Source organism: Psychrobacter sp. NPDC064578 (assembly GCF_044901245.1).
In the GTDB taxonomy this organism is placed as follows: Bacteria; Pseudomonadota; Gammaproteobacteria; order Pseudomonadales; family Moraxellaceae; genus Psychrobacter; species Psychrobacter cibarius_C.
Genome location: NZ_JBJDPI010000002.1, coordinates 190491 through 213300, shown reverse-complemented (window position 1 = coordinate 213300; position 22810 = coordinate 190491). Strand labels below are relative to the sequence as shown.

13 protein-coding genes are annotated in these 22810 nt (G+C 43.8%); 4 read left to right on the top strand and 9 right to left on the bottom strand.

What is annotated here, in order from left to right:
- The first annotated feature begins 173 nt into the window (after positions 1–173).
- Entirely contained in the window at positions 174–1298 is a 1125-nt protein-coding gene (locus tag ACI2JM_RS02800) for an endonuclease/exonuclease/phosphatase family protein (protein WP_404641936.1), read from the top strand.
- A gap of 495 nt (positions 1299–1793) precedes the next feature.
- Here ACI2JM_RS02800 and ACI2JM_RS02795 read toward each other — a convergent pair whose 3' ends face one another.
- Both ACI2JM_RS02795 and ACI2JM_RS02790 read right to left on the bottom strand, forming a co-directional pair.
- Entirely contained in the window at positions 1794–3197 is a 1404-nt protein-coding gene (locus tag ACI2JM_RS02795; protein ID WP_109590426.1) for a peptidylprolyl isomerase, read from the bottom strand.
- A gap of 150 nt (positions 3198–3347) precedes the next feature.
- Positions 3348–5906 (bottom strand): LPS-assembly protein LptD, encoded by a 2559-nt coding sequence (locus tag ACI2JM_RS02790; protein ID WP_404642208.1) that lies wholly within the window; start codon positions 5904–5906, stop codon positions 3348–3350.
- A 963-nt stretch (positions 5907–6869) separates the two neighbouring features.
- On the opposite strand from ACI2JM_RS02790, the gene ACI2JM_RS02785 reads away from it, so the two are divergent.
- Together ACI2JM_RS02785 and murU are read left to right on the top strand one after the other, a co-directional pair.
- A complete protein-coding gene (locus tag ACI2JM_RS02785) occupies positions 6870–7982 on the top strand; it encodes an aminoglycoside phosphotransferase family protein (RefSeq protein WP_404641933.1) in 1113 nt (370 codons plus the stop codon).
- A 133-nt stretch (positions 7983–8115) separates the two neighbouring features.
- Positions 8116–8859, top strand: coding sequence for an N-acetylmuramate alpha-1-phosphate uridylyltransferase MurU (murU, locus tag ACI2JM_RS02780; protein ID WP_404641931.1), 744 nt, complete (start codon positions 8116–8118; stop codon positions 8857–8859).
- 158 nt (positions 8860–9017) lie between these two features.
- Here murU and ACI2JM_RS02775 read toward each other — a convergent pair whose 3' ends face one another.
- The 7 genes from ACI2JM_RS02775 to ACI2JM_RS02745 all read right to left on the bottom strand — a co-directional run bounded on the left by ACI2JM_RS02775 (position 9018) and on the right by ACI2JM_RS02745 (position 18651).
- Positions 9018–9134, bottom strand: a complete 117-nt coding sequence (locus tag ACI2JM_RS02775) for a DUF2474 domain-containing protein (RefSeq protein WP_372815413.1) — start codon at positions 9132–9134, stop codon at positions 9018–9020.
- 91 nt (positions 9135–9225) lie between these two features.
- Positions 9226–10242 (bottom strand): cytochrome d ubiquinol oxidase subunit II, encoded by a 1017-nt coding sequence (gene cydB / locus ACI2JM_RS02770; RefSeq protein WP_045445007.1) that lies wholly within the window; start codon positions 10240–10242, stop codon positions 9226–9228.
- Entirely contained in the window at positions 10242–11738 is a 1497-nt protein-coding gene (locus tag ACI2JM_RS02765; RefSeq protein WP_404641928.1) for a cytochrome ubiquinol oxidase subunit I, read from the bottom strand. The genes cydB and ACI2JM_RS02765 overlap by 1 nt, the downstream gene beginning before the upstream one ends.
- Before the next feature lie 503 nt (positions 11739–12241).
- Positions 12242–14713, bottom strand: a complete 2472-nt coding sequence (locus ACI2JM_RS02760) for an esterase/lipase family protein (RefSeq protein WP_404641926.1) — start codon at positions 14711–14713, stop codon at positions 12242–12244.
- A 320-nt stretch (positions 14714–15033) separates the two neighbouring features.
- Positions 15034–16203, bottom strand: coding sequence for a hypothetical protein (locus ACI2JM_RS02755; RefSeq protein WP_238034410.1), 1170 nt, complete (start codon positions 16201–16203; stop codon positions 15034–15036).
- A 279-nt stretch (positions 16204–16482) separates the two neighbouring features.
- Positions 16483–17121, bottom strand: coding sequence for a 2-polyprenyl-3-methyl-6-methoxy-1,4-benzoquinone monooxygenase (gene coq7, locus ACI2JM_RS02750; protein ID WP_238034501.1), 639 nt, complete (start codon positions 17119–17121; stop codon positions 16483–16485).
- Between the two features lie 198 nt (positions 17122–17319).
- Positions 17320–18651: an MFS transporter gene (locus ACI2JM_RS02745; protein ID WP_055124429.1), complete on the bottom strand. Its 1332-nt coding sequence runs from the start codon at positions 18649–18651 to the stop codon at positions 17320–17322.
- A 464-nt stretch (positions 18652–19115) separates the two neighbouring features.
- On the opposite strand from ACI2JM_RS02745, the gene ACI2JM_RS02740 reads away from it, so the two are divergent.
- Positions 19116–22706 carry an autotransporter assembly complex family protein gene (locus tag ACI2JM_RS02740; protein WP_404641923.1) on the top strand — a complete coding sequence of 1197 codons (3591 nt, stop codon included), beginning with the start codon at positions 19116–19118 and terminating at the stop codon, positions 22704–22706.
- The last annotated feature ends 104 nt before the right edge of the window (positions 22707–22810 follow it).

The following is a 22810-nucleotide window of genomic DNA, read 5'->3' as shown; positions in this document are numbered from 1 at the left end:
CGTAGTACCCGTTATGGTGGGCGAATTAAAAGTGTAATGTTTTATAGCGGTTAACGAATAATCCATGCTCATTAGTAGGCGATAACCTTCTGAAATGCTAAAGTAAACAGCTAACGTCAGTTCAGTTAAAACCATGGCGATATTCATCATTTAATAGACGGCTAATACATACTATGGATCTCTCACTATTATATTACAGCATACAGTGGCTAGCAGGGTTCATCGCATTTGTGACGATTTGGGGCTGGATACCACTGGATAATTGGTGGGTGCGCGGTGTTGAATTTCCGCGTATTCAGATCATGGTGTTGGGTGTCATCGCTTGGATTGGTATGCTGATTTTTTGGTCAGAGTGGCAGCTGGGACAGTGGCTGTTATTTACCGTCTTAAGCATTACATTAGCCTTTCAGCTCAGGATGGTATTGCCTTATACCAAGCTATGGAAAAAAGAAGTTCAAAAGGCAAAAGACAAGCCAGAAGGGCAGGCGCATCAACTAAAAATAATGGTATCAAACGTACTAACGCCCAATGATGACACCCACAAATTGGTGGATTTGGTAAAGCAAAGACAGCCTGATATTTTAATTACGCTAGAGAGTGATGACAAATGGGAAAAAGCGCTGCATCAAATCGAGGCTGATTATCCTTACACCGTGAAAGTGCCACTAGACAATCTATATGGGATGCATCTTTATTCTAAGCTTGAGTTGATTGATCCTGAAGTTAAGTACTTGATGATTGATGACATACCTTCTATTCATGCCCAACTGCGCCTGCAAAGTGGTCGTGTGATTTGGTTGTATTGCTTGCATCCCATGCCGCCGAGTCCGACGGAAGCGGATAAATCTACCACCCGCGATGCTGAGCTATTGATGGTTGGCAAGCACATCAAAGAAAACAAGCAAACGGCGATATTGGCAGGCGACCTCAATGATGTAGCATGGTCAAAGACCACGCGACGCTTTCAACGTATCTCAGGATTGTTGGATCCGCGTATTGGTCGACATTTTATCAATACGTTTCATGTCAGCTATCCATTTTTACGTTGGGCGCTGGATCATATTTTCCATAGTGCTTGCTTTACGGTGGTAGATATTCGGCGTATGCCGTCGATAGGTTCGGATCACTTTCCTGTTATGACGACTTTACAATATGAACCAGAAGAGGAGAGCAATCAAGCGCAAAATGCCCCTACTGCAGAAGCGGAAGATATAAAAGAGACTGATAATAAAATAGTAGAAGGTAAAAAAGAAGGTGAAAAAGTCTCAAAGGAACATGCAGAAGAGCAGAGAAGTTAGGGTTGATAGCCTGCCATTACTATAGCCATCGTATGATGCAATGTTAAAAGAGGCTGTAAGCATATGCTTACGTTAAATAAGGTCTTTAGCCTCTAGTCGCATTAAACTGATTACCCTACAATACCTGCATCAACACAAGGATACGCATGGATGCAGTGTTGAGACAGTATCAATAAAAGCACAGGTCAGCCCGCTGTCTTATAGGATACTGTTTATGACTTAGGATGAGTCAGCATGGAAGAAATAATAACAACAATATGAAGCGCCATAGCCCCGAACCAATCGCCCTAGGTTCGGGGCTTTTCTTTGTGTGCGTAATGCTTATAATAACTTTATTCGATATTCTTGCGTTTGGACATGCTGCAATATATTTGAGATGACCTTCTGATTATTTTTAGCGCATAAATGAACGTTAATAAAAAAAGGGTACATGCATTAGCATATACCCTTTTTGACAAAGCATTATTAGATTTGACTTATCGATGCCTATATCAGTTAGCCAAGTACTTGGATGTAAGCACCTGCGCGTAGCTCTTGTAGCCAGTCTTCTTTGGCTTGTGGTGCTAAGCGCTGATAAAGCGCTTGACGTGCCATGTTGCGACGATATTGATCGCTAACATCTTGTTGGCGTTTGCCTTCTATTTTCAATATATGCCAGCCAAACTGGGTTTTGAAAGGAGCAGAATAGTCGCCAACCGCTGTGTTTTTCATCATGGCTTCGAATGGACCAATCATGTCTTCTTCGCTCACCCAATCAAGATCGCCACCGCGCCCAGCTGAACCGGGATCATCTGAATAGGTCGATGCTAAACCAGCAAAATCAGCGCCGCTGCGTAGCTGTTCATACAAATCATTAATCTTTTGCTCAGCAAGCGCATCTGTCTGTAGCTCATCAACTTTTACCAATATGTGACGAGTACGCCACTGCGGTATCAGCATAGTGTCGCTGGCTTTTTTGTCAGCAAGTTTGATGATATCGATACCTTCAGGTGTTATTAATGGTGCGCTGACCGCACCAACCTCAAGTTTGGTAATTTCACTTGATAGCTCTGTAGGTAGAGACGCGGCTTTATGAAAGCCCATATCGCCACCTTGTAGCGGAATAGGATAGTTGCCTTGGCTAGCAGCGACCGCTTCAGCGACATCAACGTTTGGTGCAAGCAGGCGAGTACGCAGAGCTTCTGCTACCTTTAACGCCTCATTGCGTTGGGCTTCTGAGAGTCGGCTGTAGTCATCCATGTAGGGCACTCGTACATGAATCGTTTGATACTCACTCTGGTTTAAACGCTTGGCTTCAGGCGAGGCCAAAAATGCATCAATATCCTGTTCGCTAATGCGCACGCGGTTACCGATTTGGCGCTGTTGCAAGGCTTGAATGGCTGCGTCTTCGATTAATTGCGCACGTAGCGCCGCATAGCTACCAGGTTTTGCTGCGTCCAAACGCTGTTGCAAAGCTGAGATGCTCGTCAGCCCTTCTGCTTGAGCGATTTGACTAAGGCGCTGATTAATAGCCGCTTCATCAGGGTTTAAACCGACGCGCTTGACCATTGATAGTTGTAACTCACGCAATATGAGCGCATTTAACACCTCAGACTGTAGCTGTGCTGAGTTTGCTATTGGTTCACCTGCTGCTTGTGCACGTGCTTGTGCTTGAGTGATAGCATCGATCAAATCACTCTTTAAGATAGCATTTTCATTGACTAAAGCAATAATACCGTCGGTGCTATTGGCTGGCGTCAAACGATTGACGTTATTCTGCGCGGTCACGGCATTTGCTTGAGGCGCTTGTGATTTTGCAGGTTTAACGGTGGCAGCTTGGGCGCTCAATGTAAGCGCAAGGCTGGCACTCATAGATAGCAATACAGCACGGCTGGTTTGACGTAAAGAAAAAAATCTCATGATGCTCCTCATCAATGTCATCGCATCGGATGGTAGTTGGTCAACGCTGTTTAATACTTTTAACAGTCAAATATTAGACAGGGTTGACCATAATAGGGTTACAAACAGGGTTATGAAATACATAGCAAAAATATTTATACAAGCACGGTCTTAATCTTTCCAAGCAGTCTGGACAGGTTCAAAGCCCAAGATTTTATCAGAGAGTAAGCGAGTCAGGCGGCTGCTACCACTACCCAAACCATTCAATCTAATCTCTGCCATAATGGCTTGCGTTGGTTTGTCTTTGACATTTAAGTCATTGTAGTAACGACGACCATAAACTGCAAAACCAAAGCAGCAATCTTCGTAATCAACGCCGACCAACGAATCAAGAACTTTATCACGATTGTAATCGTATTGACCTTGAGCCAAGATTCGCCAGCTGTTATTGATTGGAAAGACAGCCGATGCGGTAAAAGCAGAGAGCGGCAGCTGATCGGTGTTTTCATCACGTTGACGTTTGACAAATCCAACATTAAACAAGCTGTTGTCAGACGGCTGATAACGCAGCTCAGTCGTAATATAATTTAAATCATAATCATTGGTCAGTGCGCCACTAACATCAACCCAAAAGTTGTTGTAAGGCTGCGTGCTGGTATCCCAAACCATCCCTGAAGATGAAGAGGTGAAGACAGGTTGCTGATCATCAAGCGTAACACGTCCATTATCGATATAAAACTGCTCTGCAATGCTACCATCAAAACGTGTCACACCCGTTGCGTCGATGTAACGATAATTGATACCAGGAGTAAGCGAATGCAAATCTTGCAAGCGATCATGCCCTAAAAACCAACTGTCAGAGAACAGCTGTTCATAGTTAATAGAGGCAATACGCGTATTAAAGTTTGGAATATCGTTTTGGTCTTCATATGGCGAGTAGGTGTATTTCAATCGCGGGCTTAGCAAGCGATAACCACCCATGGTATCGTCGAATGCGCCAAAAGGCGAGCCTGCTTGATAGAAATTTAGACCTGCATCGATACTGGCTTGCGGTACAAATACCGACTGGCTACCGTCTTTATCACTCAACTGGTTGTCGGCTAAGCTATCCTCATCATAAGAGGTATAGAGATGTTGTAAGCTCAGTTTGGGCTTGATATAACCCCAAGATTTTTCCATGGGATAAACGGCGCTGAGTTTATTATAAATTCGTCCGCCACTTTTTTCATTCTCAGAGCCATCGTCGATGGATTTTTTGAAATAAGCGGAATCATGTACACCAGTGATATCGAAGCTCTTCGCCCAAGGCAGTCGATAATCGAGTTTGAGCTGCGGCAATCTTGAATAAGGCTTATCTTTGTCTTCTAAGGGTTTACCATTACTGGTAAAAGCGTCTAGAGTTTGAAAGGTTTCTACCTTCAATTCACCATCAACATAGTCATTATAATAATTGACACGTGCACGGCGTGGTAAGTTTATGGTGCTATCTGATAGACCCAGCGTATCAAAATCATTGAGGTAGTCTGAATCTGACACATAGCTGTATTTTGCATCACCGCTTAAGCGTGGAATGCTCTTAGATGACCAATAATGATCATAAAAGAAGCTAGAGCGGTTTTCGTCATTGTATTCTTTGTCATTAGGCAAATATGAACCATTAAAAATACCTTCGCCATAACTTTCGGTCAGATAGCGAAACTCGCCTGACACCATAGGATTGCGATCGGTATAAATATGGGTATTCAGCGTAGCATCATAATTGGGTGCCAAATTGAAATAGTAGGGTATATCAACCTCAAGACCGCTTTCACTACTGATACTGGCATTCGGCAATAAAAAACCACTGGTGCGACGATTATCAATCGGAAAGTTGAAATAAGGCAAATAGAATACAGGCACGTCAGCGATACGGAAAGTAGTGTTATAGGCTTCGCCGCGACCTGTATCGGTATCTAAATCAATGCTTTTGGCATCAAACTGCCATTTACGATTGGTTGGTGGACAGGTACTAAACATGACGTCATCTAGCTCATATTGACTGTCATTTGGTCTGTTCAAGCGCTTGGCATAACCATGAGCTTGCAGTTCTACACTAGCAAAAGCCACATCATTGGCTGTCGACTGTCCAGTTTCAGTATTATAATTTAAACTATCGGCGACCCCAATAAGTCCGCCTTTTGATGCTTTTTCAGTGAAATTGGCTTGGGGGTTATTCGATGAGCGGTTTAGTGCGTTGCTGCGTGATACTTGCTGACCTGTCGCCTGGTCAGTAAACATGACTTTACCTTGAGCGGCGGCAATGCCATTGCTCAAATCTAACAAGACTTTTTCTGCTTCTATCTGCTGGGTACCCTGATTGATGATGACATTGCCCGACAGCTCTGCATAGTCGACATTGTCGTAATAACCATAATCTGATTCTGAAAACAGCGGCGCTTGATTATTCGGAAGACCATTTAAGTTTGGCGCAGGCTGTCCATTGGTTGCTCCCGCCTCATTGACCGCGCGTTGATAGTTAGGGTTGCTCTTTGGATAAACCCATTGACCTTCGCAGCGTTGGGCGCTATCTACGGCATTCGGTAATAACTGTAAGTTTTTACCCACTTTTGGGATGGTTTGCGGGGTAGGTGTTAGCCCGTTTTGAATGACATCTTGGTTAGCATTATCGCTATTGTTTAATGTTGAGGCATCTGTATCGGGTGTCAGCTCATAAAATTCTGCTAAACGCATCAGACTATCTTGAATACTTTCATCACTCACATCAACTTTACCAGTCTTCTGTGCGGCTTTAGATGCAGTGGTTTCAGCAAGCTGAGCGGTGCTATTGTTTTGAGTAGTCGCAATCGTATCTTCTGCTGATACAAAACCTTGATCATCACTCTCATTAATGGCGGTAATTTCTAGAGGGCGGTTGTCTAAGGGACTTTCATTAATAGTACGCTCATTAGAGATCCTGTCGTTAAAGGCGCTTTCACTAAAGGCGCTTTCATTAAAAGTATTGTCAAAACTACTATCTGAAATATTGTTATCAGTAGCAGCCTTTTGAGACGTATTACGCTGAAAGTCAGTTTTTTGATTACTGCTATTTTGATAGCGGATATCATTATAGTCGCTGTCTTTTTGGACGCTACTGCGATTGGCATCAGGTGTAACATCAGAGACATAACGGGTGCTACCTTCAGTGATTAGCGACTCAGTTTGCTGTGTATCAGCATTGCTGGGCGCAGCACTAACGGCTAGGCTGGACAAGCCTAAGGCACCAAATAAGATCAAACGGATGCTTTGGTAAAGCGGAGAATATAACAAGGGCACACCTATGATTGCAGAGCCTATTGGATTGCGATACTGAATTTAGTAACCATATTATTAATCATGTATGGCGGTTAATAAACGCCTAAAAAATCACTGATTGATAATGCTATCTTAAGAATTTGGCTGTTTTACATATAATGACGACTAATCATAGTCAAAAAAAACCAAATCAGCTACACTATTTACCAAAATTCATAATATAGCCAAGCTGTTTTTTGAATGGTTGCTGAGGTTATGCTCAGCGCTAGATGTCGAATGATATCCCAATACGCCTGCTATCGCAGTTTTTTTGGCTCAAGACGTTGCTATTTTAACAAGGTTTTGCCTGACTTATCACTACTTTAATTGTTTATGACTTATATTTAACCTGCGATGCCCATTATGACTGATAAAATACTTTTAGAGCCTAATATGATCGATACCAAACTCAATAGCCGTCTACAACAATTAGAGAGCTGGTTGCAGCAAGTATTTGCTGGTCAAGCGTTCCAACTTGATAGTCTACCCGGTGACGCAAGTGCTCGCCAATACCATAGAATCCAGCTGTCAGACAGTAATGGCACGACAGTCGCACATTATATTGTCATGGATTCAGCGGACGAACAAGACGCCATGCGCCAGTTTATCAATGTGACTAAGCTGATGGCACCGGCGATCAATGTGCCGACGCTCATCGCGCAAGACGTGACGAAAGGCTTTTTGGTGTTACAGGATTTTGGTGCGATAGAGTTCGCCCATCTGCTCGTTGATGCGACGCCTGCGCAGATAGATGAGCATTATCAGTTGGCAATGCAGACGTTGGTCGCGCTACAGACCGTGCCAGTTGAAACAGCAAAGTCGCAACATCAATTGCCAGATTATGATACCGAGTTATTAGATCGTGAGATGGATTTATTTAGCGATTGGTTTATACCTTATATCGGTGTCGAGTTTGATAAAGCATTATGGAATACTTTAAAAGAAGCCTTAATAAAAGAGATTTTGCAGCAACCACAAGTCATCGTCCATCGTGATTATCACAGTCGCAATTTGATGCAAGACCAAGCGGATCGCTCGCGCTTAGGCGTGATTGACTTTCAAGACGCCGTTATCGGCTCTTATACTTATGATTTGGTGTCATTGCTGCGAGATGCTTATGTAGAATGGCCAGAGAGTCAAGTCTCTGCATGGATTAATGATTTTTGGCAGTTGCAAAAGCAGGCAGGCTTGACCACGGCAGATAGCATAGAGCAGCTCGAAAACGATATGAATGTCATGGGCGTGCAGCGACATTTAAAAGTGTTGGGGATTTTTATTCGCTTGTCTGAGCGAGATGGCAAAGACCGCTATTTGGCGGATATTCCTAAGGTGATGCTTGATTTAATGTTTGAATTAGAATGGTTAGAGGCGCACGGTAGACCGCATATGCAACGAGCAGTAGCGACGTTTAATGAGAGTCTCAGGGATAATATACTGCCAGCTTATCAGAGTAAGTTTGTACAGCAATATATTTAGGGTGAATCACTTGCGAGCTTCATTTGACGCGAATGTTCATCTAATAAGTAATGCTCATTTGATAAGTTACGTTAAAACATTAGCAAGTTTTAATCTGAATGTATAATCCAATAAAATAAAAAAAGGAGCGCACATGTCTGAAATTGACCGAGCAATGATTACCCAAGCAATGATTTTGGCTGCTGGTAAGGGCACGCGTCTGCGTCCGTTAACACTGGATACACCCAAACCTCTGGTAGAGGTGGGTGGGCAACCGCTTATTGTCTGGCACATTAAAGCGCTACAAGCCGCTGGTATCACTGATATCACCATTAATGCGTCATGGCTGGCTGATAAGCTGATGGATACACTGGGTGATGGCAGTCAATACGGTGTCAAATTGCATTGGTCAGTAGAGAATGATGAGCCTCTAGAGACCGCAGGTGGTATTTTTCAAGCGTTGCAAACTGGCAAGCTGCGCGACGAGCCATTTATCTTAGTGAACTCAGATGTATGGACGACCTATGATTTTGCGCAGTTGCGAGATTATAAGCTTGGCGCTGATCAGCGCGCACATCTGTTATTGATTGACAATCCAGAGCATAATAACGGCGGTGATTTTGCGTTCAATAATGGTTTAGCCAGCGAGCAGCCGATTGGTGATGCAGACAAATACACCTTTGCTGGCATTAGTGTGATGTCACCACGATTGGTCGATGGGTTGGTATCAGGTCAGTCAGCGGCGTTGGCACCATTGCTCAAGCAAGCGATGATAAAGTTCCAGATCACGGCTGAAATTATTTCTGATAATTGGATCGATGTGGGCACGCCTGAACGCTTGGCGCAGGTAAATGAATTTATCAAAAGTAACGGTGTTGATCACCATCAAGGCGCTTAGATTATGGCGTTTAGACTATGGTATTTATAATAAAGGGCTTAGATTAAGATGCCTAATTATTACTAATCTTATATAAGTCGGATAAAAAAGCAGCGTTGATAAATCGGCGCTGCTTTTTTATGTGATATAGCCATGGCTAAGTGGACTGCAAATGACTGCTAGATACCCATAGCCAACTTGATTAATTGAGCAATCGTAAAAATAACTGCAAACCCTGCTATATATAGCCCAATGAACCATGCCCATTGTGACTGTTTCTTACTGAGCTTCTTCATGCTCGCCTCCTACTACGTGTTAATGCGCTTTAAAAAGTGTAGCCACTGCTAATATTTGCAGTAGCCACATTTTTATATCCTTTGTTTACCCTTAGTACATATGCTCATGTCCAGTTTTACCCTTAAAGGTGTAATAGGCAAAAGCGGTATAACTCAGGATAATCGGTAGCATTATGACGGCACCAACTAACATAAAGGATAGTGAGGTGTCAGCTGCGGCTGCCTCATAAATCGTCATCTGATACGGTACGATGTATGGGAACATGGCGAAACAAACCCCGATATAGCCCATCAAGAACAGTGCCACAGTCAACAAGAAAGGACGATATTCGCGCTCGCCACTTAAGTCTTTACGCATCAAGAAAAATAATAGTAAAACTATAATTGGCATTGGCGCTAGATATAATAGACCTGGAAAGCCAAACCAGCCTTCGAGGGCATTAATGTCTGAAAAATACATAAACGCTGTGACGACGATCATTGCCACTACCAAAGCAGACAGCATCCAGCCAGACACTTTGCGTGCCCAGACTTGTAGGGTATGCTCAGTTTTGATAATGAGCCATGTAGAGCCAAGCAAGGCGTAACCAATAATCATGGCAAAGCCGCAGACGATCGAGAAAGGTGTGAGCCAGTCAAACGGCCCACCAGTATATAGGCGGTTGCTTGCCTCAAGACCTTGTACAAGCGCCCCAAGCATAATACCTTGAGAGAATGTAGCAACGACTGAACCAACAAAAAAGAAAGTGTCCCATACGTGACGACGTGACGATGCTTTGAAACGAAATTCAAATGCCACACCGCGCATTATTAGACCGAATAGCATAAAAGTAACAGGCAGATAAAGCCCTGTCATAATGATGCCATAAGCCACTGGGAAAGCAGCGAACAAGCCGCCACCGCCTAATACTAGCCAAGTCTCGTTACCATCCCAAAACGGGGCAATAGAGTTCATAATGCGGCTACGGTTTTTATCTGAGCCAGCAAAGGGAAACAAGATGCCGCAGCCCAAATCAAAGCCATCAAGCAATACATAGATAAAGACGGATAGAGCGATCAGTCCGCCCCAAATTAAAGGTAAGTCTAATACATCACCGTAGTTAAACATTAGCGTAACCCTCCATCATCGACGTCGTTTGCAGGAGTATCTATATCTTCTTCAGTGCTCTTAGCAGGATTGCTATCGCCACTGAGCGCACGACCTTGGCTTTCGGTCACTGAGTGCTCATAGAAGTTATCATCGGCAGGATCTTCATACGGTTTTGGCCCTTGAGCGATCAAGCGTAGAATATAAAAACTGCCTGCACCGAAGACAAATATATAGAGGACAATAAAACCAATCAACGTGGTTGCCACTTGCTGTGCTGCGAGCGGTGACATGCTTTCTGCGGTGCGTATCACACCATATACAGTCCATGGTTGACGACCTGTCTCGGTCACAAACCAGCCCGCCAATAATGCGATAAAGCCAAGTGGGGTCATCATCATCCAAGCACGGTGGAACCAGACACTTTCGGGATTATACTGCTGCTTTTTAAAGTATTTATAGAGACTAAATAAGCCGACCAGCACCATTAACATGCCAATACCAACCATGATGCGAAATGCCCAGAATACAATCATGACCGGTGGTTGGTCTTCAGGTGCCCAGTTTTTTAGACCTTTTACTTCGCCATCTAACGAATGGGTAAGAATCAAGCCTGAAACATAGGGAATGCTTATCTCATATTTATTAGTTTGGTTTTCTTGGTCAGGAATAGCAAATAGGCGTAACGCTGCGCCGCGCTCATCCTCCCAAATACCTTCCATTGCTGCGACTTTGGCTGGCTGATGCTCTAAAGTGTTTAGACCATGCTCATCGCCAATCAATACTTGAGCGGGTGCGACGAATATCGCCATAATCATGGCCATACCTAGCATGACACGACCATGTTGACGGTGTTCGGTGTGTTTTTTGGACTGAATATAATAAGCACCAATCCCGCCAATGACAAAGGCAGTCGTCAAGAATGCCGCTGTCATCATATGAGCATAGCGGTAAGGGAATGAAGGGCTAAAAATGATCTCAAGCCAATTGGTAGGATATAACAGTCCATCTGCGCCCATCATAAAGCCTTGCGGCGTCTGCATAAAGCTGTTGGCGGCTAAAATCCAAAAGCCTGAAATCAGTGTACCAATGGCGACAATGGCAGTGGAAGCGAAATGCATACGCTTGCTCACACGCCCCCAACCAAATAGCATAATACCTAAAAACGACGCTTCTAAGAAAAACGCGGTCAATACTTCGTAGGCGAGTAGTGGCCCCAAGACGTTACCGGCTTTGTCAGAAAAGACCGCCCAGTTAGTACCAAACTGGTAGGACATTACTACACCGGATACCACGCCCATACCGAATACCACGGCGAATATCTTGACCCAATGCTTGTAGACTTCGGCATAAATTGGCTCACCTGTTTTGAGCCAACGGAATTCAAGCACCGTTAACCAGCTGGCAAGTCCGATAGAAAAAGCGGGAAAAACAATATGAAACGAGATAACAAAAGCGAATTGGATACGCGCGAGCATCAGCGCATCGAGCTGGTCAATCATAAACGTAGCGAACATAAACGGTTACCCTTATCTGTTAGCTGAATAGCGCTGGCTTCCATAAAACGCTCAAGTAACTGCCCGCAATCGTCTATAGATTAAGGTAAAAAGTAGTACGGGCAATGGCTCAGTGTTGATTAGCGAGCAATCTTAGGGATAGAGTGCGGCTAAGCTAACGACTGTTTAGCTGAATTAAGTAATTTATATCCCTATAAATTAATACATTACTGTCAGGTGCTGTCAATATATTATGCGCTTCCCTCGACACACACGCAAGCTGCGCAACAGATTGGTCGCATACCTGATAGTCATTAAAAACTGCTGAGATAAACCCAGATATATCAGACTAATCGCTTGGGAAAACAAGGTGTTATCAAGTTTACCTTAATAACAGTAATGTTTTATTTGTGTAGTAGTATAGGCACAAATATCCAACACAGTACAAAGTTGCAAAGCCATCTGCTTTACTCTTAATTTTAAAGCGCAAAGACCAGTGCAGCGCTATATGACACAAGCAATGATTATTCCTGCAATTGTTTATGTAAAATCTGGCGTAATGTCAAAATAGTTTGCGGGTTAGTTTGAATGCTATGACCACCGCTGATAATCGTCTCAGAAGCCGCGCCATCGAGATGAGCGCTGGTATAAGGAACAATACCATCTGAGAGACGTTCAGTTAGTGCTTGGCTGATATCTTCATTGACAGTGACGGCTGCAACCAGTGGTTGGGCAGAGAGCTTTGAGCTATCAGAAGGGCTACTTGTACCGACTGTTTCATCTTTGGTATCTTCTACTGCTTGCGATAAATCAACCTTTGCACCAGCTGGCTGCATTTGCGCCAGTCCTTTGGTAATATCGGCGTCATTATTGGCAATGATAGAGTGATAGGTCACACGATCATTGATGGTGATGTCTTTCGTCAGCTGTATAAAAGAGGATTTGTCGCTCAGCTGACTTGCGCCATTTTGTAAATATAACGCACCCAAAGGATTTTGTGCCAAATCACCTTGCGTGGCAATGGTTGCTAAGTTGTCCGTGACAGTTTTTACCAAACCGACTGGCAAATAGACAATACGGCGCAGTGCCCGAGTGAACCAGCGATCTGCATAGTCAGTTCCGCGAAAAGGCGCTGATAAAAAGACAGCCGTATCTACTTGTGGTAAGGCTTTTAGCTCAAAGCGTTCTTTTAGCTGATCTTCGCCAAATGATGCTTTAAGTGCGTCACGAATCTTACGTTTTTCACTATCAGACAGCACATTTTGATCGTCTAATCTATCTAGGTCATCGACCAAGTTCTCATCAGATAGCATCATGCGAGCGATAATGGCACCCATACTATGACTGATAATCACGCTGTTTTTGCTGGCGCGATTTTGTCCTTTAGGATCAGTTTGCTCGTAGGTGCTGTTGATTAACTGTTGTATTTGATAACGGTTTTCTAAAATGGGCAAATTGGTTGGATAGAATATCTGCCACACTTGATAGTTATCACGCAACTTATCGTCGTTGAGAATATCGTTGGTTAAATTGACCCAAGTGGCAGGGCTAGAAGCCAAACCATGCAGCATAATCAGGACGCGCTTATTGGGATCATAAGGCTCAAGCATGAATAATTTGGGCAGTCTGGCCTCTGGCTGGCGAGTGATTAAATTGAGATAACCGACGCCATCTAGCTGGTTCTCTGACAGCCACAAGCCATAACCTGCAGAAAAGTTAGCCGCCAGTGGATAGTCACTATTAAGGATATTAACGCTTTCGCTTTGGTATGGGTTGTATAAATGAATATCGAGTTTGCGACTGCTTAGTACATCCAGTACGCTATCGCCGCTTGGTTCAATCAATCCTGTTAATAGCAAATGTCCAGTAGGGTAGATACGCGAACTTGGCTTGCTCTCATCTGTGTCTCCATCTTTTTCATTGGTCAATCGACCTGACAATGATGACACTAATAATTGGCGAATCGTGGTGGTATAGCGGTCATCCAGTGAGGCCACCAAGCTGATACCTAAGCCTGGACGTTTGCTGATTGAGTTAAGCCCAGAGAGGCGTAATTCGTAAGTGGAAACCAAGTCTGCTAGTGCAGAGGTCTGCTTATGTGCATTTTGCAAATAGTTATTTTCATTAGGCAAATAAACACCAAGATCATAATCATCAATTTGTATTTTCATGACGTTGACTTGATCAGTAGGTTTACCTTTGAGCGGTGAATAATTGGCAATCGCGGCTTGGCTACTGTCATTAAGATTGCTAGCGGATGTGGGTAAATAATCTACTTTGGTGCCGCCCATCAATTTATTTGAGCCGTTGGTTGATCTATAAAGCTGGGTTATCACATCATTACTGGCGGCATTATAGATGTCTTGGGTCTGAATATCGGTGTCATTTGGAATACGATTCTGTGCCTGAGAGGGGCTTTTGTCTTGATCTGAGCCCTCAAAATCATGCGTCAAACTGTCATAAAATAAATAGGTATAACTGGATTTGATAGCATCGAATAATCGCTCTTGATAACCTGTTAGACAGCGATTGGTGTTTTCTTGCTGGACTTTAGCTTCTGTATCTTCTAAAGGTGCGTTGGCATAATAAGGATCAAGTGGCGGGCGAGCCAGCGCATTGCGGCAGTCCTGAGAGGCAGAAAGCTGTCGCGCTTTTGCGTAGTGTAACTCTGCAAAAACTGCCAAAGCAGGACGGTAGTGTTCATTCAAAATACTGTCAGTAAGCTGAGTAAGGCATAAATCAAACTGCTGCATACAGGCTTGCTCATTGAGCCCTGCCGATAAGAGCGCTGATGCCGTATCACTGCTGAGTTTATTGGTGGTGACGATATTACCGCGCTGCGCAGTAATCGTCTTCGCTGACGCTTGCTTATTCACTGATACCGTACTGCACGCAGGTAGTAATGCTACCGCGGCTATCAAGGCGACTGATGTGATCGAAAATGGGGTTTTCTTAGCATGCGTCACCATATTTTTGATAGGGCTAGCGAAAGTCATAGGTGAGTCCAGTTAGTCGTAAAAGCATGATTGAGTCAGTAATTTATAAGAAGAAGTGTAGCGTAACTTTTCGCATTAAACTATTTTATTTAAATTTCAAAAATACGGTTTAAACTTCGATAATCGAATCGAACACGCATTTAAATAAGGTAGACAGCAAGTTGGGTTCAATGGAGTTTCGCTAGACATAAAAAAGCCCCTGACTCTATATTGAAGTAATTTCGATATACAGTCAGGGGCTTAGTCGAGTCAATCTAGCTTATGGAGCAATCATGTTATTTGTTAAATTCATTTAATGACATTTAAACACCCAATCAATGTTAAGCACTAGGCTTAACATTGATGTCAGGCGCAGGTATATCCCAAATGTAGAATTTACCCTCTTCAATAAGTTTGATTTGCTGACGAATGATGTCATTGTTAGGATTTTTCTGTTCAAGACGACGTAAGCGCTCTAGTGCATTATCGCGGCGATCACTTAACAAGTCTGACTGTGCCAAGCTTTGCTCTGCTTCGGTATAGCCAAGAGACACTGCGCGGTCTAGGTATTTTTGACCTTCTTTGAAGCCGCCGCCTTCTGACAACATCATGCCATATAAGAAGTTGGCTTCGCCGCTATCAGGTTGCAGTTTAATGGCACGGTCAACATATTTTCCACCACGTATCGTATAGTCTGACCCCAAATCTAAGTTACGTCCCATGCCATTGAGTTTAGCGGCACGAATCAATACATCATAAGAGGCATTTGGTGATTCAGCATAAGGCTGTATCCACTCAGCCAATACTTTGATTTTTTCACGCGTATAATGGCGCTGTGAGCGGTTAGGGAAGTTTGGTGGGTAATGACGAGCATTAGGTGAGACGTCTTCGATGAAATCATCAAGCAAGCTCACGTCTAGCTGATCGTTGTTATTACCGTTTTGCTGAGGAATCAACACAGTCGGTACAAAGCTTACGTCTGACAATTGTACTTGCGGCGTTGGTATATTGGCAAGCTGACCACTACGCAGATCGACACCAGTAGCGGTCAATGGACCAGGCTCATAAACTCGAGTGGTGCCGGTGAACTCAGGTATTTTTGGTGCTGGTACAACATCTTGTGGTTGCAATGTACTCATTGGCGCACGATACGGCTGAGCATTATTTGGCAAAGGAGCGCTTTGTGGAACGCTACTGCTTTGAAGGTCAGTTGGTTGAGTATTGGCTGTCACTGCCGCAGTCGGTGAAGTTGATGGAGTACCCTCTTGTCCTGTACTAGCCGCAGTCGGTCGAGCAAGGCGAATCACACGTTTGCTAGAATCCATAGCGCTAGGCACAGATGTGGCAGCAGTATCGGTCTTTGCAGCATCTGTTGCCGCATTGGTTTCAGCCGCATTGACAGGCGCTGATAATAGCATGGCACAAGCTGTTGCCAGTGCTGTCAGAGTTGCCAGTTTAGGCGACTTGCTAGACGCACGGGCAGAGAGAGTCGATTGGTTGATGGCTTTCATAAAAATCGTTACCTTAATTTATTTAGTTGTTATTTAGCAATTGAATGGTTATTAGCTCATGTCTTTGCGGCAAAATCATACAAATTTTTAATACCCTAACAAATTCAACTGAGCGCTATCAGTAGTAGGATTGTTAATAGTAAAGCAATAGCGTGTACGTTATGCCAGAGACAGCAGGGTAAATGAGAGCAATATCAATGATAAAGCGCACTGCACTTACCCTCACAACGAACTTGCCATCACAACCTATCGCTTAAAACCTGCTATCACAGATGGCAATTATAAGTGATATGCCGTGGCTTTCATGCGATTGGCCATCCAGCGCATAGTATGACGTACAGGTGGTGATAACGCTGCGCCGCCATTTGCTAATGCTAGCTCACGATGATGCAACTCTTCAATATCCATTTGTGCCAGTATCTCTTTTGAGCGTTTATCGTGCTCTGGTAATTGGGTGATATGCTCTTGTAAATGTTCGCTGACTTGAGCTTCTGTCTCTGCGACGAATCCCAAACTAAATTCATTAGAGATGGCACCCGCGACTGCGCCAAGACCGAAAGACATGCCATACCATAATGGCGTAAAGATACTGGCATGACTGCCAAGCTCGTCTAATCGCGTCTCGCACCAGACCAGATGATCGACCTCTTCTTCGGCTGATTGCTGCATGGCTTGCTTGACGCCACTGTCTTTGGCGGCAAATGCTTGACCATGATACAGACCTTGCGCGCATACTTCACCAGTATGATTGATACGCATCAATCCTGCGACATGTCGCGCCTCGGTGATAGTGAGCTCAGGAATCTCGTCACTGCTGACTGGTAGTGGACGAGTGCTAGGGTTTGAATGTGGTACGACAGCTCGTAATGCCTTATCGACCCCAAGTAACAATTGGTCGACTTTGGATAAGGGACGCAGGGCCATGATTCACTCCTGATGGCTTAAATACGATCAAAAAATTAAACTTATCTGTTCTTCTAAAAACAGCATCTGTTTTTCTAAAATAATGATAGTGATTAACGCATAGGTATTACTATAGCAAACAATCTAAATTATCAGCACCAATATTATCCATTTGATAACACACCGATTGCTATAGCAGCATGTCAATCTTACTTATGGAGCCACTTCATCGTGCGTTTGGATGACTGCATTTTTAATATGCTTATTGAGTTTACTGTATAAAAAGGCACCGAAGGCAATGTTTATGAGTCCTGTCACTAAAAATAGCTGAGGTAAATTGAATCCCAAAGCGTTCAAGATAACGATAGAGAAAATCGCTGAGGTGACCATAAATATCGCGTTAAAGATATTGTTGGCACCAACGACGCGCGCGCGGTGGCTCTTGGGTGCATAGGCCTGCATAGAGGCATATAACGGTACGATGTATAAACCGCCGCTAAAGCCCAAAAAGAATAAATCAGCAAACACGCGCCAGCTGCCACTCACCGCAAATAACTCACTGATGCCAAACAGAGTTGCATTATTCACATTGATGTTGAGACTTGACAGTGAAAAATACAAATCAATCGCAAAAATACTTAAGCCGGCGATACCAAAGGGCAAAAGACGTAAGCTGACTTGGTTTTTGGTTAGTGATTTGCATAATAACGAGCCAATCGACACACCAACAGAAAATAAGGTTAATAGGAAAATAACCACTGATTCATCACCATGTAAGATGACCTTGCTGAATTCTGGCGTTTGGGTCAAAAACGTCGCGCCATAAAACCAAAACCAGCTATTACCAAGGATGACAAAGAACAAAAAAGGCAATGAATATAAGTAGCGCACCGTCGCCACACTAGTGGTCACAATGTTCCAGTTGATTTTTAGGTTTGGCTGCATCGCTGGCATGTGGGGTATCAATCGTGCGACAAAATAACCCAATACGGCGATGACCAATACTGTCACACTTATCCAATAGAGCGGCTGTGCTATCTGGGTTAAAACACCCGCGATAATCATACCGAGTAAGATCGCTAACGACGTCCCCATTTGAAACAAACCATTAGCGCCAACCAATTCATCTTCTTTCATCGCTTGTGGTAAGTAGGCGTATTTAATAGGCCCGAAAAAAGTAGATTGAGTACCCATGAGAAACAACGCAACAAATAACAATGCGTACCACTCAAACACGAACCCTACTGCCGCAATCACCATAATCACGAATTCAAGCAATTTAATCAATCGTGTGAGTTTTGATTTTTCAAATTTATCCGCGATTTGTCCTGCCAGTGCAGAAAACAAAAAGTAGGGCAAAATAAACAACATCGCGGCCAAGTTATTCAAAATACTGACTTCCATGCCCAACTGACTCGCAGCGGTGTAAGTCAAAACCAGTATGAGCGCTTGCTTAAAAATATTGTCATTAAACGCGCCCAAAAACTGGGTAAAAAACATGGCGCTAAAACGGCGGTGCTTAAATAATTGAAACTGATTGGCCATGAAAATTCCTACAGACGGGTCGCGGTTGCTAGATCAAAGAAAAGCGCTGAATACCGCTTTTAAAGTGAAAGTAATTATCGATATAATTATTAACAGTATCAAAAACTTATCGAAATATAGCATAGGTTTTATCAATATTAAGCCGTATAATAGCAAGGCTTTGGTAAAAATACATGCGCTCGACGCTATGATTTCATAATTATCTAAGTTATGATTTGTAAATTTTGCATGGTTGCGTCGCGAGGTGTGAGTGATCGCAAAGGCTTGCTACCACTCACGCATGTCCATATTTTGATAAAAACATGGCGCTAATCTGACACCAAGGTTTGCGTTATAAACGGTCATTATCCAAAGCAAGACAGTAAACCATAATTCAGCCAACGGCTATAAGTTTATTCACCGGTAAGACTAGGCGATTGTTATCGTTCATAATATTGTGCCGCGTGAGGTGATAGGAAATACAAATGAAATACCAGCCTTCAACGCTCGCGCGCAATGTATCGATGATGCAGTGTGATACGGATAATGTTCGAGAGGATATTAAAATTCAAGATTTTCAGAGTAACCGTCTTCAAAAAACACGTCGTGCAGCAGCTGTGACAACTCATGGCAATTCGCCGCGCATTCATTTTACGCGTTCAGCACTTTTCACTGCGCTAGCGACCAGCCTAGTGGGTTTCGGTATGGCACCTGCTGCATTGGCTGATACCACAAATAATATCAGTTCTCCTAAACCACCTACGAGCAATCAAATAGCTGTCGATCAATCAAATATTCAACCAACCAGTACTCAATCAACCAGCAATCAATCGACCACACTGTCAGATGATGATACTCAGCTCGATATCGCTTTGGATGCATTGCGCCTAAAAAAGGCAGTAGAGCAGGGCATTATCGATCAGTCAGTATTGGATGAGTACAGCGAACAAAGCCTAGGCATTAAGAAGTCTGATGCTCAAGGTAAAAGCGCTAAAAAACCAGCTGCTCAGCCTCAGGGCATGGCCAATTCTCAGGCAAATGCCATGGATGATATGACTGGCGAAAATAATGCTCAGCTTGATCTTTCCAATAGCGCCAATGATGACTTGTTGCAACAAGCCGCAGCCATACAGCAGCAGGGTTATCAGATGATGACGCCTGAAGAGATTGATCGTGAGCTCGCTGCGATGGATATGCAGAATGCCCAAGATATTGATGACATCAATAGTAGTACGGACGTTAATAGCAGTAACGTTAATAGTACCAACGTTATTAATAACAATAATAATGATATCAGCAACAACGATCGCGATTTTGACGCGCCAATTGCTACATTAGATGATACAACCCCGCCTATTGGTTTAGATGTGGATTTGGATGCGACCAATCTGCCAACTCCTAACAACCTTGAGACATTAGGTAGGAATGAGAGCGCTGCTGAAAGTGCACAGACGGCTGAAGTTATGTCGCGTCCGATCGATGTTAGCGACTCTGTCAGTAGTGGACGCGTGGATGGAACCGGTACTTTCGATAATGAGATTGTCGCCAATGCCAGTGATGAGACCAACGAAGATGGTACAACGTCAGATATCATCAATCCTGATGACTACTTGCCAGACTATCAAGCGGACTCTCAGGGAATAAACCAGAGTATCGAACAAGCCAGTAAGCCCAAGCCAATGGCGCGTAATAAAGGCAATATCGTGAAACGCCTTTATAACCGTTTATTCAATGCAGGTGTGATGGCATTACCACATGTAGATACTACAATTTATCTACGGCAGGCGACCGCTGAAGGTGTTGTCAATGGTAAGCCAAAGCTCACCAAAGCGGACAATGACGTTCAGCCCATGAAAAACATCAAGGCTGCCCTTGATGATACGACGGTTCAGTCAGTTACCGACTTTACGGCCGCCTTGCCACGCCTGCGCCAAACAGCATTAGAGGCAGCCCAAGCAGTGGGTTACTATGATATTACGTTACGCCTACGTCAGCGCAATGCTGACACGATCGATGTCATTATCGAAGAGCTGGGCGAGCCGGTACGTGTGGACAGCCGTATTGTTGAGATTCGCGGTGAAGGCAGTGAACAACCAGAATATATAGCACTTGAAAAAGACTTGCCACCACAAGTGGGTGATATCTTCAATCACCGTGTTTATAAAGATAGCAAGGCGGCTCTTGAGTCGCTGAGTAATACTTATGGCTATTTTGATCAATATTGGCTCAACAAATCCGTTGATATTATCTTGCCAGATAATACAGCAGATGTGTCGCTGGTCTACAACACTGGTGATCGTTATGAGTTTGATGACGTTGTGTTTTTTACATACGATGAAGAAACCAACACCTTAACCCAAGATCCTGACAAGCTACCTGTTGAGTTGTCACTATTACAACAGTTGTTTGACTTTAAGTCCGGCGATCCTTTTTATCGTCCAGCGGTGACCGAGTTTAGCAATGACTTATCAGCGACTCGTTATTTTAATACAGTCAACGTTGAGTCGATATTGCCGCCAGATGAACGCAGTGAAGCCAGTACTTTGGCTTTTGATAACACACCTACCAATAATAGCGGCACACTCGACGACGATATTAATAGTGATGGCGCCTCAGAAATTGCGGGCAATAATGGTGCTGAAAGTTCAGCTGCTTCTAATAGTAGCCGTGTTAATAATGACAATAGCGCTGATGACAGTGATGAAAATAATGCAGAGAGTGAGGACAATACGACTGCCAATAGCGGTGAAACAGTCAATCCCGCCGACATTGCGGCGATCGATTTTGAAGCTGATGCAGCAACACTTGATAAACTACAAGCTATCAAACAAAAAGCAGAGCGCTTGAGCCGCTTACCAAATGACCGTGTATTGGATGAAAAAGACCAAGAAGCGGACAATCTTTTGGGTAAAATAAGCGACGGCATCAGTAATATTGCGCAAAAAATATTCCCTGATGAAGAAAGCTTAATCACTGATGAAAACTTTGTACCACCAACGCTGGCTGGTCGAAAAACGCCGCAACAAGTGGCAGAAAGTAAAAAAGTACCGTTGTATGTTTTTGTCTCTTCAAGTAAGCCACGCGATGCCCAAGTAGGTCTTGGTTACGGCACAGATACGGGCGTGCGAGCGACGGCAAAAATAGACTATAATTTGCTCAATCGTAAAGGCTATCAAGCTGGTGCAGAGACCGAAGTTTCCAGAATTACTAAAAACGTCGCTGTTTATGCCAGTCGACCTTGGAAACATCCACTTAACGATAAATTAGATGCGCGTCTTACCTATGAAGAAGAGGTCATCGACCAAGGTGAAGGCAACTTCGACTTATCTACTACGACGCTAAAAGCAGCATTGGCGCGTAATATTCGCCGTGATAGTGGCTGGAATCGCAGCTACTCTGTGAATTACCGTTTAGATGAGCTAGAGACTGGGGTCGATGAAACAGAATTGGACGATCTACCTATTCGCTTTACTTCCTCTAAGCCTAAGCAGCAAGCGCTGCTATTTGGTTATGGTATGAACAAAACCGATGTAGACAGCGTGACCAATCCGACTCGCGGTATGCGTCAGTATTACTCGCTTGAAGCAGGGGCTGATAAAGCCCTTAGCGACACTAATATGGCAATCATTCGCGCGGGTGTCAGCGGCATTTATAGTTTTGGCGATGAGCAAAAGCATCAAGTGCTGGGCAGTCTGAATACGGGCTACATCTGGGCAGATGATTTTTATGATGTGCCTTATAAATTACGCTTCTTTGCGGGTGGCGATCAAAGTATTCGTGGTTATGACTATGAGAGCTTGTCACCGCTCGACAAAGGCTATTTGACTGGTGGGCAAGTGCTTGCGGTTGGTAGTGCAGAGTATAATTATGAATTTAAACCAGGATTCCGCGGGGCATTCTTCACTGATGTGGGTAATGCTTACGATAAAAACTTCGAGACTGAGACAAAGGTCGGCGTCGGTGTTGGTATCCGCTGGGCATCGCCAGTCGGTGTGGTAAGAGTTGATGTGGCGGCTGGGGTGACAGAAGAAAGCATACCCGTTAGACTGCATTTCTTTATTGGCTCGCCTTTATAGCCATGCAATCCAGTAGTGACATCATTTAGCGCGTATTGAACATTATTAAGTCGTCTCCGTTAGTGACATAGAGACAGGTTCAACACGCGCTATTAGCAATATCC